Raw genomic sequence first — 14,342 nt, 5'->3', positions numbered from 1 at the left:
ATACTGACGGCATAGTATGAAAAAAGGAGAAAAACTATGCCGTTTGAAATACTCACTTCCTCAGCCGCCAGTATTACTGAACTAAAACGCGACCCGATGGGAACATTTAGTGCAGGCGAAGGCGAAGCGGTGGCGATACTCAATCGTAACGAGCCCGCTTTTTATTGCGTTCCGCCCGATGTTTACGCCTATTTTCTGAGTCTTGCAGAAGACGTTGAATTGAACCGCATAATGGATGCGCGGCAGGGTGAAGAAAGGATTAGGTTGACACTGGATGACTTATAAACTCAATTTTTTCAAATCAGCTTTAAAAGAATGGAAAGCACTTGCCCCAACGATCAAGGAGCAATTTAAAAAGAAACTGGCCGAGCGGCTGGAGAATCCTCACGTGGTTTCTGCCCGCTTATGTGGCCCCAAAAATAACCGCTATAAAATCAAATTAAAGAGTCTTGGTTATCGCCTGGTGTATCAGGTAGAAGATCAGGAAATCATCGTGACCGTTGTCGCGGTGGGTAAACGCGAAGGCAACGAAGCGTATAAACTGGCTGAGAAGCGCTAAATACTGGCGTCCCGAAAGCAAATCCGGCTGAACTGATGTGTCATTCTGGCTGATTATCTTCCGTGCAGCGGGTATACTGTCGCACTCTCTTTACACCCACTTTCTCGCGTGCGAATCCAACATGCAAAAGTTTGATACCAAGACATTTCAGGGCCTGATCCTGACACTGCAAGATTATTGGGCGCAGCAGGGCTGCACCATTGTTCAACCGCTGGATATGGAAGTCGGCGCGGGGACCTCGCACCCGATGACCAGTCTGCGCGCACTCGGCCCTGAGCCTTTTGCGGCAGCCTATGTTCAGCCATCACGCCGTCCGACCGATGGCCGCTACGGCGAGAACCCGAACCGCCTGCAGCACTATTATCAGTTTCAGGTGATGATCAAACCTTCACCGGAAAACATTCAGGAGCTGTACCTCGGCTCACTGAAAGAGCTGGGTCTTGATCCGCTGATCCACGATATCCGCTTCGTTGAAGACAACTGGGAAAACCCGACGCTCGGCGCCTGGGGTCTTGGCTGGGAAGTGTGGCTGAACGGCATGGAAGTGACGCAGTTCACTTACTTCCAGCAGGTCGGCGGTCTGGAGTGTAAACCCGTGACCGGTGAAATCACCTACGGTCTGGAACGTCTGGCGATGTACATTCAGGGCGTGGACAGCGTTTACGATCTGGTGTGGAGCAACGGTCCGCTGGGTAAAACCACCTACGGCGACGTGTTCCATCAGAACGAAGTGGAACAATCGACGTATAACTTTGAATACGCCGATGTCGATTTCCTGTTCACCTGTTTTGAACAGCACGAGAAAGAAGCGCAAACCCTGCTGGCACTCGAAAATCCACTGGCCTTGCCTGCTTACGAGCGCATCCTGAAAGCGGCCCATTGCTTCAACCTGCTCGACGCGCGTAAAGCGATTTCTGTGACTGAACGTCAGCGCTACATTCTGCGCATCCGTACCCTGACTAAAGCGGTAGCTGAGGCGTATTACGCTTCCCGCGAAGTGCTGGGCTTCCCGATGTGCAAAAAGAACGAGAAGTGAGAAAAGTCCATGACTGAAAAAACATTTCTGGTGGAAATCGGCACGGAAGAACTGCCACCGAAGGCTCTGCGCAGCCTTGCTGAATCTTTTGCCGCTAACCTGACTGCGGAGCTGGATGCGGCGAATCTGCCACACGGCGACGTAAAATGGTTTGCCGCACCGCGCCGTCTGGCGCTGAAAGTCTCTGGTCTGCATGAATCCCAGGCTGACCGCGAAGTCGAAAAACGCGGCCCGGCTGTGGCGCAGGCATTCGATGCCGAAGGCAAACCCAGCAAAGCCGCTGAAGGCTGGGCTCGCGGTTGCGGTATCACCGTTGATCAGGCCGATCGTCTGGTCACTGACAAAGGCGAATGGCTGGTTTACCGTGCGCACGTCAAAGGTGAAAGCGCGCAACAACTGCTGCCTGCGATGATCGCCACGTCACTGTCTAAACTGCCAATTCCTAAACTGATGCGCTGGGGCGATTCCGACGTGCAGTTCGTGCGTCCGGTGCATACTGTCACCCTGCTGTTAGGCGATGAGCTGATCCCGGCGAAAATTCTCGGTATCGATTCTGCCCGCACTCTTCGCGGTCACCGCTTCATGGGCGAGCCTGAATTCACGATTGATAATGCCGATCAGTATCCGCAAATTCTGCTGGAACGCGGCAAAGTCATTGCCGATTACGAGCAGCGTAAAGCGCTGATCAAACGTGACGCGGAAAAAGCGGCAAAAGAAATTGGCGGTATCGCTGATCTGAGTGAAAGTCTGCTGGAAGAAGTCGCGTCTCTGGTTGAATGGCCGGTGGTGCTGACCGCGAAATTCGAAGAGAAATTCCTGGCTGTTCCGGCTGAAGCGCTGGTTTACACCATGAAAGGCGACCAGAAGTATTTCCCGGTGTACGACGCCGCAGGCAAACTTCTGCCGAACTTCATCTTTGTCGCCAACATCGAATCGAAAGATCCGCAGCAAATCATTTCCGGTAACGAGAAAGTGGTGCGTCCGCGTCTGGCCGATGCCGAATTCTTCTTCAATACCGACCGCAAGAAACGTCTCGAAGATAACCTGCCGCGTCTGGAAACCGTATTGTTCCAGAAGCAACTGGGTACGCTGCGCGACAAAACCGACCGTATTCAGGCGCTGTCTGGCTGGATCGCTGAGAAAATCGGTGCCAACGTTGAGAACGCAAAACGCGCCGGTCTGCTGTCTAAATGTGACCTGATGACCAACATGGTCTTCGAGTTCACCGACACGCAGGGCGTGATGGGCATGCATTATGCACGTCACGACGGCGAGCAGGAAGAAGTCGCGGTTGCGCTGAACGAGCAATATCAGCCACGCTTTGCGGGCGACGAGTTACCGGCTTCGCTGGTAGCGTGCGCGCTGGCAATCGCTGACAAGATGGACACCCTGGCCGGTATTTTTGGCATCGGTCAACATCCGAAAGGCGACAAAGACCCGTTCGCACTGCGCCGTGCCGCGCTGGGTGTTCTGCGTATTATCGTTGAGAAAAACCTGCCACTTGATCTGCAAACCCTGACCGAAGAAGCGGTGCGTCTGTACGGCGACAAGCTGACTAACGAGAAGGTAGTAGATGATGTGGTTGATTTCATGCTCGGTCGTTTCCGCGCGTGGTATCAGGAAGAAGGTCACGCAGTTGATACCATTCAGGCTGTGCTGGCACGTCGTCCGACCAAACCGGCTGATTTCGATGCGCGCGTGAAAGCGGTGAGCTACTTCCGTACGCTGGATGAAGCGGCCACGCTGGCGGCGGCCAACAAGCGTGTGTCCAACATTCTGGCGAAATCCACGGATGTTCTGCTGGATCACGTCCACGCGTCCGTACTGAAAGAACCTGCTGAGCTGAAACTGGCGACGCATCTGGTGGTTCTGCGCGACAAGCTGGAACCGCTGTTTGCCGCCGGTCAGTACAAAGAAGCGCTGGTGGAACTGGCTGCATTGCGTGAAACCGTCGATACGTTCTTTGATACCGTGATGGTGATGGATGAGAACGAAGCGGTGCGTATCAACCGCCTGACGCTGCTCTCCAAACTGCGGGAGTTGTTCCTGCAGGTGGCGGATATTTCGCTGCTTCAGTAAGTTAAGTTTTTGCTCCCTCCCCCTGCTAAGGGGAGGGTTGGCCTCCCCCTTCGCAGGGGGAGGAGCAAGGCAGCTTATCGGATGCCAATTTCTACGCTTTTTTAAAAAGCGTTCTCCCCCCAATTGTTCTATCCTATAACCCGCATGGAATGCACAGCATCGGCAGGGAACTGGCCGGAAGAAGAACATTGAAATCAGGAGTCAGGACTCATGGCTGTAGGGATCAGAAGCGGTGCATTTTCTCGCTGGCTGGCGCCGTTTATCGCACTGCTGGTGGTGTTTCAGCTCACTGCATGCGGCGATAAAGAACCGGAGCAACGCAAAGCCTTTATCGATTATTTGCAAAATACCGTGATGCGTAGCGGGCAAAATCTGCCGTCGCTGAGTGAAGATCAGAAACAACGTTTTGGTAATTACGCGAATGACTACGGCATCATTCTGTCATTCTCCCGCCAGATGAAAGGTGCCGTTGAAGGTAGCCTGGTGCCGGTGGTGAGCGCGATTGGTCAGGTGCGTACACCGCAGGATTACATGACTCAGCGCAGCGCGTTGCAACAGGCGGCCAGCACGCTGAGCTTGCTGAATGCGCAGTTGCGTGACTCAAAAGTGAAAGCCGACACCGCGATGGCGGCATTGAAACAACCGGACGATCTGAAAGCGGTTTATAGCCAGGTATACAACAGCGTGGTGACCCAGCCTGCTAACGTGCTGACACCACTGGTGCCTGCGCTGCAAAGCTTCACGCAGGATATCGCGTCTGTGGGTGATTTCCTGCAACAGCAGGGCACGCAGGTTGCTTTCGCCAACGGCGGCGTGCAGTTCCCGACGCAGCAACAGGCCACGCAGTACAACACCATGATGTCGAATCTGGTGGGTAAACAGCAGACATTGCTTCAGGCGCAAAAAGTCGCACAGGGCGATTTTAGCAACTAAGCCTGACTGATATCAGCAACGAAGCCACGTCATCTTGTACGTGGCTTTTTTATTGACTGAGATCCTGTCCGCCTGTTTATAAAAAATGACAATTTTTTGCCTGCAAATCCGGCTGAGTTCCTCTACTTTTGAAGGTAACTGTCAGTTTTTTCCCGTCTTTCACTTTAAGGATTTTTGATGAAACGTCAGATGATGACTCTGTTGGCTTCCCTTGTGCTGACACCGACGCTGGCGGTTGCTGCCGACAGCGCAACCGCAGATTTCACCCCGGCGCAACAGGAAGCCATTGGTAAAATTGCGGCGGATTACATGTTGCAGCACCCGGAAATTCTGGTGCAGGTCAGCCAGAAATTGCAGGCACAGCAGGCTGATCAGCAACAACAGCAAACCCTGAGCGCGGTGTTGGCAAATTCTAAAGCTCTGCTGAACGACCCTGCGACCCCAAGCTACGGCCCGAAAGATGCAAAAGTCGCGTTCGTGGAATTCTTCGATTACCAGTGCCTGTATTGCAGCCACATGGCGCCGGTTGTTGAGCAGACCGTGAAAGCCAATCCGAACGTACGTTTCGTCTTCAAAGAATGGCCAATCTTTGGTGACCGCTGGAAAGCGTCCATCACTGCGGCTGAAACCGGTATGGCTATCTGGAAAGAAAAAGGCGCTCAGGCGTACTTTGATTACCACAACAGCATTTACCGCACCGGTCATGACGAAGGTAAGCTTACGGATGCCGATATCGCCGGTGCAGTGAAAGCCGCGAAAGCGACAGCGCCAACCGATGCACAGCGTAAAGCGACGCACGAAGCCATCGCCGCTAACGATGAGCTGGCCCGTACGCTGGGCTTCAGCGGTACGCCAGGGTTCGTGGTGATGCCAACCAGCGGCGCGACCGCTGAAAACACCAGCGTTCTGCCTGGTGCTGTGTCTGCTGAAGAATTGCAGGCAGCCATTATGAAGGCGCAGGGCGGGAAGTAATTTTTGTTTCAATCCGGCAGCCTGTGCTGTCGGATTTTCTTCTCAGGTATAGTTTGGAAAGCACTTCTCAGTATCGAATGTAACGGCTGAAACTGAGTAAATTTTTACTCACTTCGTGGGTTTTGACGTGGTAACCTTCTTTTCTTCATGGATATTCATCCAATGAAACAATCTCTGATTCTGGGATCTGCCAGCAGAGTTTACTCAATTTTTTACTGATTAAATGGATAGCTTATGATTGTTCAATTCGCTGATTATGCTGCGTTGAAAACGGATGAACAGCATTCCGAATTCTCAGCAGTGGAGAGCACGGGATCAGAGCACGTTATTGATCTTTCGGCCCGGCGTCAGTCTGCTGCATATAAAAAGGCCATGGCTCAGGTTTTGGAAGAAGCAGCCAAGCTAGACTGGTAACATTCAGGCTGTCCAGTCATTGGAGTGTCTATGGCTGAACCGGCAAAAAAAATCATTTCATTACCTGCATCAAATCAATCATTCGGCAACAATAACAGCATTGATGATATTCGTGAGCGCCGCTCACAAGAACTGGTCATCGGACTTTGTGGGGCGAGTGGATCAGGGGTTAAAACCCTTAAAGAAAAAATCATCACTAAACTTAAAGCCTGTAATTATCATGTTGTGCATATAAGAATTAGCGATTTAATGGCAGACACCCTGTCAGCTGCTGAAGCGGCAGAGTTAAAGAAACTTGAAGGTTATGAGCATTTTATCCAGTTGCAAAATCTCGGTAATACTCTGCGTGAAAAACATGGCAATATCATTAACTCCGAATTGGTTATCCGGAAAATAAAAGTTATCAGGACGGCAAATTTAAATACGGGAGATTTTAAAGGAGCCTCAGGAAAATCAACCAGTAAAATAGCTTACATTGTCGATCAATTAAAACATCCTGAAGAAGTTGATCTCTTTCGTGAGGTGTATCGTAATAATTTTTATCTGATCGGCTTAGTGAGAACGATTAATGAAAGAGTTATTAATTTGAAAAAGGATTTTCTTAACGATCATCAGATTGCCGAAATAATCAGGCGCGACAGGCGTTCCGAGTACCCTTATGGTCAACATGTCGAGGACACATTGCAGTGTGCCGATTATTTTATCAGGAACATAAATAATGATCAGATTAAAAAATCGATAGCCCGATTTATCGACCTTGTACATGGCGCAAATAATGTGAGTCCCAGCCAGGATGAAACCGGCATGTTCACCGCGAATTCAGCCGCATTACGCTCTGCCTGTTTATCGCGTCAGGTGGGGGCTGCTATTACGGATGATAATTGCAATATCCTCTCCACTGGCTGCAACGATGTACCTGCTGCAGGTGGTGGGCTCTATTCCTGTGAAAGCAAGAGCGATAAACGCTGTTATAACAACGATGGCTGCCATAGTGATATGCACAAGGATTTAGTCAGGCGTGAGGTCGAAGCAGTGATCGCCCGTAGTGATCCGTCACGGGCGAATGAACTTGCAATACAGATTATGAAAACCCCAAAAATAAAGTCCCTGATTGAATACTCGCGTGCTATTCATGCCGAAATGGATGCAATTACTACGATGGCGCGTCTTGCGAATGCAAGTACTTGTGATAAGACACTTTATTGCACAACTTATCCTTGCCACAACTGTGCACGACATATTGTTGCCGCTGGATTGAAGAGGGTGGTTTATATCGAACCTTATGCCAAGAGTCTGGCTGAAGACCTTCACGGTGATTCGATAGCTCATGCCGACAGTACGGATAAAACTAAAAAGGTTATTTTCGAGAATTTTGAGGGAACGGCACCGAGACGGTATACAAAATTTTTCGGTTATAGCCGTCCGAGAAAAGATGACAGAGGCAAGCCAATTTCTTATGAAATCCCTGCTTCCCATCACGTTGATCCACAATATCTGGATAGTTATGGTGATTCTGAATCAAAAGTGATTTTGAATGTTACTCATAAGCTTCGTGATGAACCTGTCCCCGATTAAAGAAGAAGCGGGTATTCCGGATACCCGCTCCCCCTGTAATTTTCTTTCAACATCTCTCCCGTAAACTCAGTTTTCCTTTCCTCAGACACGTCTGAATGCTTTTTAAGCGAAATACACAAGTCCGGCGAAAAATACTTTGTGATCAATATCACGTTTTAATGATAAAGACTCGTTAACAAAAAGTGACTTAAGTCACATATTTGGCAGGGTCACGCTCAAATAATCGTCAGTGTAGCTCGGTTACAGGCTGTTTTTGTGATGATGATCACCAAAATGCAGGGGGTGAAGGCTGTATACGTGTGATCTGCGTCACGGGCTGTCGGGTGGCTACGCGAGGCCTATAATCACGTGGTAGAGTCCGCCTCGCAGACAGCAATTCGACGGACGGATTTTTAAAGCAGTGGCACAAAAACCGAAACAACCGTCACCGATAATTAACTGATATCACGCGCTCTATTGTCAGCGCGTATCAATAGGGGTGCGTTTTATGTTTTCACCAGACGTTAAGATCAAAGTTCAAAACTTTGGTCGCTTCCTGAGTAACATGGTAATGCCCAACATCGGCGCGTTTATCGCCTGGGGTATCATTACTGCTCTGTTCATTCCTACCGGCTGGATCCCTAATGAAACATTAGCGAAACTGGTTGGCCCGATGATCACTTATCTTCTGCCATTGCTCATCGGTTATACCGGTGGTCGTCTGGTCGGTGGTGATCGCGGTGGTGTGGTCGGCGCAATCACCGTAATGGGTGTTATCGTTGGTGCGGATATGCCAATGTTCCTCGGCGCAATGATTGTAGGTCCGCTGGGCGGCTGGTGCATCAAGCGTTTCGACCGCTGGGTTGACGGTAAAATCAAAAGTGGCTTCGAGATGCTGGTCAACAACTTCTCGGCCGGTATTATCGGTATGCTGTTGGCCATTCTGGCCTTCCTGGCAATCGGTCCGCTGGTAGAAGCACTGTCTAAAGTGCTGGCTGCAGGCGTGCACATCATGGTTATTCATAACCTGTTGCCGCTGGCGTCTATCTTTGTTGAACCGGCGAAAATCCTGTTCCTCAACAACGCTATCAACCACGGTATCTTCTCTCCGCTGGGTATCCAGCAGGCGACTGAAACCGGTAAATCTATCTTCTTCCTGATCGAAGCGAACCCGGGTCCGGGTATGGGCGTCCTGATGGCGTACATGTTCTTCGGTCGTGGCAGTGCTAAACAATCAGCTGGCGGTGCGGCAATCATCCACTTCCTGGGTGGTATCCACGAAATTTATTTCCCATATGTTCTGATGAACCCACGTCTGCTGCTGGCAGTCATTCTGGGCGGTATGACTGGCGTGTTCACCCTGACTGTGCTGAACGGCGGTCTGGTGTCTCCGGCGTCTCCGGGTTCCATCCTGGCGGTTCTGGCGATGACACCAAAAGGTGCGTACTTCGCTAACATCGCGGCTATCGTGGCAGCCTTTGCGGTGTCCTTCGTTATCTCTTCTTTCCTGCTGAAAACCACCAAAGCGAAAGACGGCGACGATCTGGACGAAGCAACACGCCGTATGCAGGATATGAAAGCCCAGTCTAAAGGCGGCAAACCTGCTGTTGCAGGCGTGGCGGGCGACCTGTCTACCGTACGTAAAATCATCGTTGCCTGTGACGCCGGTATGGGTTCCAGCGCAATGGGTGCCGGTGTGCTGCGCAAAAAAGTGCAGGATGCCGGGCTGACCAACATCAGCGTCACCAACAGCGCGATCAACAACCTGCCTGATGATGTGGATCTGGTGATTACTCACCGTGACCTGACTGAACGCGCCATGCGCCAGGTGCCACACGCACAGCACATTTCGCTGACCAACTTCCTCGATAGCGGCCTGTACACGGACCTGACTTCACGTCTGGTTGAAGTGAACAAAGCCAGCCAGTACAAAGAGAAAGTGACCACCACGCTGGGCGACAGCATCGTGACTGACAATGAAAACGAAAACCTGTTCCGCATTAGCGAAAGCAACATCTTCCTCGGCCTGAACGCGGCGACCAAAGAAGACGCGATTCGTTTTGCCGGTGAACAACTGGTGAAAGGCGGGTATGTTCAGGCAGAATATGTCGACGCGATGCTGGCTCGTGAGCAGCTGACCTCGACGTATCTGGGCGAATCCATCGCTGTGCCGCACGGTACCATCGAAGCGAAAGATCGCGTGCTGAAAACCGGTATCGTGTTCTGCCAGTATCCGGCGGGTATCCGCTGGGGCGATGATGAAGATGACCGTGCACGCCTGGTCGTCGGTATCGCAGCGCGCAATAATGAGCACATCAACGTGATCACCAAACTGACCACGGCGCTGGACGAAGAAGGTGTTATCGAACGTCTGGCGAACACCACCAGCGTTGAAGAAGTTCTGACTATTCTTCGCGGCTAAGGTTGAGTAATCAGTAGAGCGTTACTAAGCGGGTCTTGATAAAAGACCCGCTTGTTGATTCGGAGCCGGGCGGCTCCCAGCTTTACCCAAAGCTTTTTACCATAAAGTATGGCCCCCGATTTGAAGGAAATATTATGAAAGCATTACATTTTGGTGCAGGTAACATTGGTCGCGGTTTTATCGGTAAATTACTTGCTGATGCCGGGATTGAGTTGACGTTTGCGGATGTCAGCCCTGCCTTACTGGATGCGCTGAACAGCCGTAAAGGTTACGACGTGCACGTGGTCGGTGAACAGGCCACCGTTGAGCCTGTCAGTAATGTGAATGCCGTGAACAGCGCCGGTCAGGAGGCAATCAACCTGATCGCTGAAGTCGATCTGGTGACCACCGCCGTCGGTCCGACCGTGCTGGAAAAAATCGCGCCGAACGTCGCTAAAGGTCTGGTGCTGCGTCATCAGCAAGGCAACGAAAAGCCGCTGAACATTATCGCCTGCGAAAACATGGTGCGCGGTACCAGCCAGTTTAAACAGCACGTATTCAACGCCCTGCCGGAAGATGAAAAAGCCTGGGTTGAAGCGCACGTCGGTTTTGTCGATTCCGCCGTAGACCGCATCGTTCCCCCTGCGGCAGCGGGCACCACCGATCCGCTGGAAGTCACCGTTGAAACCTTCAGCGAATGGATTGTGGATAAAACCCAGTTCAAAGGAGAATTGCCGGAAATCGCAGGCATGGAACTGACGGATAACCTGATGGCGTTTGTTGAACGTAAACTGTTCACCCTCAACACCGGTCATGCCATCACCGCCTATCTCGGCCAGCAGGCAGGCCACGCGACAATTCGTGATGCGATCCTCGACGAGAAAGTGCGTCTGGTGGTTCGCGGTGCCATGGAAGAAAGCGGGGAAGTGCTGATCCGCCGTTACGGTTTTGACCCGGAAAAACATTTCGCTTACATCGAAAAAATCCTGACCCGTTTCGAAAACCCGTACCTGCATGACGATGTTGAGCGCGTTGGCCGTCAGCCACTGCGTAAACTGAGTGCGGGTGATCGTCTGATCAAACCCTTGCTGGGCACGCAGGAATATCGCCTGCCGAACGACAATCTGGTGAGAGGGATTGCGGCCGCGATGCATTATCGCAGCGAGCAAGATCCGCAAGCTAAAGAACTGGTAGAATTGCTGGAGAAAGTCGGGCCAAAAGCCGCCCTTGCCCAGATTTCAGGTCTGCCAGAAGATGGCGAAGTTGTGGCGAAAGCCGTCGCTCTCTACGAATCGATGCACTGATACTGCGTTTATTTTGATTTCGCCAACACCAGGCAAAGAAAGCCCTGTCGGGCGGGATGTTTCTGCCCGACATGCGCGCATCATGGATGACGCCAGGGGCGCTGTCAGCATCGGCTCTTTAATGCAAGTAAGCCCTATGGAAAAAGCTCAGGCGTTTGAAAACCGTGTACTTGAAAAGCTTAATGCGGGTAAAACCGTGCGCAGCTTTTTAATGACCGCTGTGGAGTTACTGGCCGAAGCGCTGGATATTCTGGTGGTGCAGGTTTTCCGTAAAGATGATTATGCGGTGAAATATGCAGTCGAACCGTTACTGACCGGCACCGGACCGCTCGGTGATTTGTCTGTACGTCTCAAACTGATTTATGCGCTGGGCGTGATCAGCCGTCATGAATACGAAGATGCAGAATTACTGATGGCGCTGCGTGAAGAGCTGAATTACGACGGCGAAGAGTATCGTTTTACCGATGATGAAATTCTCGGCCCGTTCGGTGAATTGCATTGCGTGACAGAACTGCCGCCAGCGCCCACTTTCCTGAAACCGGGCGAAGCCGACGAGTCGCTGATCGCCATGCAACGTCAGCGCTATCAACAAATCGTCCGCTCCACCATGGTCCTTTCCGTGACAGGGCTGATCGCCCATATCAGTAATCAGCAGCCTTCCAGGCTTTCTCCGGTGCAAAAATAAATCCCCGTCATACTTCGAGCCACAGATGCGTTGGCTGCGTTCAGTCACCCGAATCACTTACATGAGTAAGCTCATCGGGACTCCATCACTTGCCGCCTTCCTGCAACCCGAACTATTTTGGGGATTTAGTTAAGCGCATGGCGCACTTCGCCGACCAGCAACCACAGCGCGGTTAATGCCATCATGCCGCCCATGATTGTGTTAAACATTTTCAGCTTCCATTCCACACGTAATGCCTGACGTAATCTGTCACCCATCACGACCCACACCAGAATGCAGGGCAGATTGATCAGCGCGAAGCCGACACAAATCAGCAGCGTGTGATGCAGCATGTTGCCATCCGGCGGGGTAAACAGAATCGCCACGTTGGTCGCCATCAGCCACGCTTTCGGGTTCACTGCCTGAAATAACGCGCCATTAATCATGTTCATCGGTTGCTGTTTTGCGCCTTCTTTCGGCGAGCCGGAACGGTAAATTTTCCACGACAGCCAGAACAGATACGCACAGCCCACTGCCGCCATTGGCAGACGCACAACGGTCATCCAGCTCAGCAGAATCGCCAGCATGGAGGTCATCAGCGCACACTGCACCACGCAGCCCAGCGTAATTCCCAGCATCATCGGCACGCTGCGGCGCAGCCCGAAATTCACCCCGGAAGCCGCCAGCAACAGATTGTTCGGGCCGGGTGTAATTGACATCACGGTGACGTAACTGACAAAAGCGGTATCGATCATTTTGTTTTCCTGCATCCCCTGTTTTCCAGATAACCAGAGTAAACACTGCACAGGAAAGGTAACAGAACCAGAAATACGCTATTGTTATGGTTACAGATAGCATTACCAAAAACTGTACCCATGACTTTTCACGGAACTGACACCATGACTGATACAGCGGATTTCAGCGACACGCGATATAACCAACTGGCGGAACAACTGGCGGACGCTATCCGCCGTGGCACACTCGCACCGGGCAGTCGTTTGCCGTCCGTGCGACGCAGCGCACAAACCTGGTCAGTCAGTATCAACACCGTGGTAGCTGCTTACCGGCGGCTGGAAGATCGCGGCTTTATCGAGGCACGTCCGCAGTCCGGTTTTTATGTGCGTGCCGCGTTGCCCGCGCTGGACCATCAGCCGCAGGAACAGCCGCAGACGCCCGCCGCAGAACCGGCAGATGAAGTGCTGGATCTGATCGACAAAGTGTTCGCCTCGCAAATTGACCCCACCTACACCAACTTATCGCTAGCCTGTCCGCAGTCGAACGATTTTTACCCGACCGGAAAACTGGGGCGGATTATGTCGTCACTGCTGCGTCGTCAGCCCAATCTGATCGGGCAATACGCGCTGCCGCCGGGCAGCCCGGCGTTACGCCAGCAAATTGCGCGCCGTGCACTGACGCTCGGCATGATTTTAGAGCCTGCGGATATCACGATTACGCACGGTTGTATGGAGGCGTTACAGCTGGCATTGCGCGTTACCACCAAACCCGGCGACAGTATCGGGCTGGAAACGCCGACCTATTTTTATCTGCTGCCGATGCTGGCGAGTCTCGGACTGAAAGCAGTGGAAATCCCCACCGATCCGCAAACCGGCCTGTCGCTGGATGTGCTGGAAATGCTGCTGACCGAGAAACGGCTGAATGCAGTGATCGCTATGCCGACGGCGCAAAATCCGCTGGGCTTTACCATGCCACTGGCGGCGAAAAAACGGCTGGCGCGGCTGATGAACGATCACCAGGTCCCCCTGATTGAAGACGGGCTTTACGCAGAAATTCAGTTTGGCGCGACGCTGTCTCCGGCGGTAAAAGCCTTTGACCGGGACGGCTGGATCCTGTTTTGCACCAGCTTTACCAAAACGCTGGCACCTGATTTTCGCATCGGCTGGGTGGACGGCGGACGCTTTGCCGATAAGTTGCATAAACTGAAAGCGGTATCGTCAATGGCAGAGTCCGCCTTGCTTTCCCAAACGCTGACGTTGTTTCTGGAATCGGGCGGTTACGATCATCATCTGCGGGTTTTACGCAAACGCTACGCGTCGCAGGTGGAACAGGCGCGCGCGTTGATCGCCCGTCACTTCCCGCAGGGCACCCGCGCCACGCAACCGGCAGGCGGCTTTGTTATCTGGGTGGATTTCCCGCCGGGCGTCGATTGCGTCACGCTGTTCCGCCAGTTACTGAAAGATAAAATCTGCATGACGCCGGGACAACTGTATTCACCGAGCGGTCGCTACGCCAATGGCCTGCGTTTATCGTGCTGTTATGTTTTCGATACCCGCTATATTTCGGCGATGATCCGCATCGGTGAGCGGGCGTGTGAGATGTGTGGTTTGCCGCCGGGGCTGGCAGAAACGCAGGAGCAAGCTGAAGAATCGCACACTTCCTGATACACTGACGTTTATTATTCCCAATTT

The 14,342-nt window shown here is 52.2% G+C and carries 13 protein-coding genes; 12 read left to right on the top strand and 1 reads right to left on the bottom strand.

Annotated elements, in window-relative coordinates; all coding sequences use genetic code 11:
• Positions 1 to 36 precede the first annotated feature (36 nt).
• The 11 genes from DXU84_RS15840 to DXU84_RS15790 all read left to right on the top strand — a co-directional run bounded on the left by DXU84_RS15840 (position 37) and on the right by DXU84_RS15790 (position 11,937).
• Complete coding sequence (locus DXU84_RS15840) at positions 37 to 285, top strand: type II toxin-antitoxin system Phd/YefM family antitoxin (protein WP_013573376.1); 249 nt, start codon at positions 37 to 39, stop codon at positions 283 to 285.
• Positions 275 to 559, top strand: coding sequence for a type II toxin-antitoxin system RelE/ParE family toxin (locus tag DXU84_RS15835; RefSeq protein WP_013573377.1), 285 nt, complete (start codon positions 275 to 277; stop codon positions 557 to 559). Before DXU84_RS15840 ends, DXU84_RS15835 begins: the two co-directional genes overlap by 11 nt.
• A gap of 121 nt (positions 560 to 680) precedes the next feature.
• Positions 681 to 1,595: a glycine--tRNA ligase subunit alpha gene (gene glyQ, locus DXU84_RS15830; protein ID WP_095924009.1), complete on the top strand. Its 915-nt coding sequence runs from the start codon at positions 681 to 683 to the stop codon at positions 1,593 to 1,595.
• A gap of 9 nt (positions 1,596 to 1,604) precedes the next feature.
• Positions 1,605 to 3,674 (top strand): glycine--tRNA ligase subunit beta, encoded by a 2,070-nt coding sequence (gene glyS / locus DXU84_RS15825; protein WP_013573379.1) that lies wholly within the window; start codon positions 1,605 to 1,607, stop codon positions 3,672 to 3,674.
• A 210-nt stretch (positions 3,675 to 3,884) separates the two neighbouring features.
• Positions 3,885 to 4,607 carry a DUF3053 domain-containing protein gene (locus DXU84_RS15820; protein WP_013573380.1) on the top strand — a complete coding sequence of 241 codons (723 nt, stop codon included), beginning with the start codon at positions 3,885 to 3,887 and terminating at the stop codon, positions 4,605 to 4,607.
• Positions 4,608 to 4,784: 177 nt separating this feature from the next.
• Positions 4,785 to 5,579, top strand: coding sequence for a DsbA family protein (locus DXU84_RS15815; RefSeq protein WP_014411434.1), 795 nt, complete (start codon positions 4,785 to 4,787; stop codon positions 5,577 to 5,579).
• 234 nt (positions 5,580 to 5,813) lie between these two features.
• A complete protein-coding gene (locus tag DXU84_RS15810) occupies positions 5,814 to 5,993 on the top strand; it encodes a hypothetical protein (protein WP_013573382.1) in 180 nt (59 codons plus the stop codon).
• Positions 5,994 to 6,023: 30 nt separating this feature from the next.
• Entirely contained in the window at positions 6,024 to 7,568 is a 1,545-nt protein-coding gene (locus DXU84_RS15805) for an anti-phage dCTP deaminase (protein ID WP_013573383.1), read from the top strand.
• A 487-nt stretch (positions 7,569 to 8,055) separates the two neighbouring features.
• Positions 8,056 to 9,969: a PTS mannitol transporter subunit IICBA gene (locus DXU84_RS15800; protein ID WP_013573384.1), complete on the top strand. Its 1,914-nt coding sequence runs from the start codon at positions 8,056 to 8,058 to the stop codon at positions 9,967 to 9,969.
• 134 nt (positions 9,970 to 10,103) lie between these two features.
• Positions 10,104 to 11,252, top strand: coding sequence for a mannitol-1-phosphate 5-dehydrogenase (locus tag DXU84_RS15795; RefSeq protein ID WP_013573385.1), 1,149 nt, complete (start codon positions 10,104 to 10,106; stop codon positions 11,250 to 11,252).
• 136 nt (positions 11,253 to 11,388) lie between these two features.
• Entirely contained in the window at positions 11,389 to 11,937 is a 549-nt protein-coding gene (locus tag DXU84_RS15790; protein ID WP_014411435.1) for an MltR family transcriptional regulator, read from the top strand.
• 125 nt (positions 11,938 to 12,062) lie between these two features.
• On the opposite strand, the gene DXU84_RS15785 is transcribed toward DXU84_RS15790, so the two are convergent.
• A complete protein-coding gene (locus tag DXU84_RS15785) occupies positions 12,063 to 12,671 on the bottom strand; it encodes a LysE family translocator (RefSeq protein ID WP_013573388.1) in 609 nt (202 codons plus the stop codon).
• 144 nt (positions 12,672 to 12,815) lie between these two features.
• On the opposite strand from DXU84_RS15785, the gene DXU84_RS15780 reads away from it, so the two are divergent.
• Positions 12,816 to 14,315 (top strand): PLP-dependent aminotransferase family protein, encoded by a 1,500-nt coding sequence (locus DXU84_RS15780; RefSeq protein ID WP_013573389.1) that lies wholly within the window; start codon positions 12,816 to 12,818, stop codon positions 14,313 to 14,315.
• The last annotated feature ends 27 nt before the right edge of the window (positions 14,316 to 14,342 follow it).

Source organism: Rahnella sp. RcJ3 (assembly GCF_009498575.1).
GTDB classification, from domain to species: domain Bacteria; phylum Pseudomonadota; class Gammaproteobacteria; order Enterobacterales; family Enterobacteriaceae; genus Rahnella; species Rahnella aceris.
This window is presented reverse-complemented; position numbering and strand designations above follow the sequence as displayed.

What these genes read in the sequence shown, in the direction of transcription:
- DXU84_RS15795 (WP_013573385.1), top strand. Translation starts at nt 10,104, where the DNA reads ATGAAAGCATTACATTTTGGTGCAGGTAACATTGGTCGCGGTTTTATC.
- glyS (WP_013573379.1), top strand. Translation starts at nt 1,605, where the DNA reads ATGACTGAAAAAACATTTCTGGTGGAAATCGGCACGGAAGAACTGCCA.
- glyQ (WP_095924009.1), top strand. Translation starts at nt 681, where the DNA reads ATGCAAAAGTTTGATACCAAGACATTTCAGGGCCTGATCCTGACACTG.
- DXU84_RS15785 (WP_013573388.1), bottom strand. Translation starts at nt 12,671, where the DNA reads ATGATCGATACCGCTTTTGTCAGTTACGTCACCGTGATGTCAATTACA.
- DXU84_RS15800 (WP_013573384.1), top strand. Translation starts at nt 8,056, where the DNA reads ATGTTTTCACCAGACGTTAAGATCAAAGTTCAAAACTTTGGTCGCTTC.
- DXU84_RS15805 (WP_013573383.1), top strand. Translation starts at nt 6,024, where the DNA reads ATGGCTGAACCGGCAAAAAAAATCATTTCATTACCTGCATCAAATCAA.
- DXU84_RS15780 (WP_013573389.1), top strand. Translation starts at nt 12,816, where the DNA reads ATGACTGATACAGCGGATTTCAGCGACACGCGATATAACCAACTGGCG.
- DXU84_RS15840 (WP_013573376.1), top strand. Translation starts at nt 37, where the DNA reads ATGCCGTTTGAAATACTCACTTCCTCAGCCGCCAGTATTACTGAACTA.
- DXU84_RS15815 (WP_014411434.1), top strand. Translation starts at nt 4,785, where the DNA reads ATGAAACGTCAGATGATGACTCTGTTGGCTTCCCTTGTGCTGACACCG.
- DXU84_RS15810 (WP_013573382.1), top strand. Translation starts at nt 5,814, where the DNA reads ATGATTGTTCAATTCGCTGATTATGCTGCGTTGAAAACGGATGAACAG.
- DXU84_RS15820 (WP_013573380.1), top strand. Translation starts at nt 3,885, where the DNA reads ATGGCTGTAGGGATCAGAAGCGGTGCATTTTCTCGCTGGCTGGCGCCG.
- DXU84_RS15790 (WP_014411435.1), top strand. Translation starts at nt 11,389, where the DNA reads ATGGAAAAAGCTCAGGCGTTTGAAAACCGTGTACTTGAAAAGCTTAAT.
- DXU84_RS15835 (WP_013573377.1), top strand. Translation starts at nt 275, where the DNA reads ATGACTTATAAACTCAATTTTTTCAAATCAGCTTTAAAAGAATGGAAA.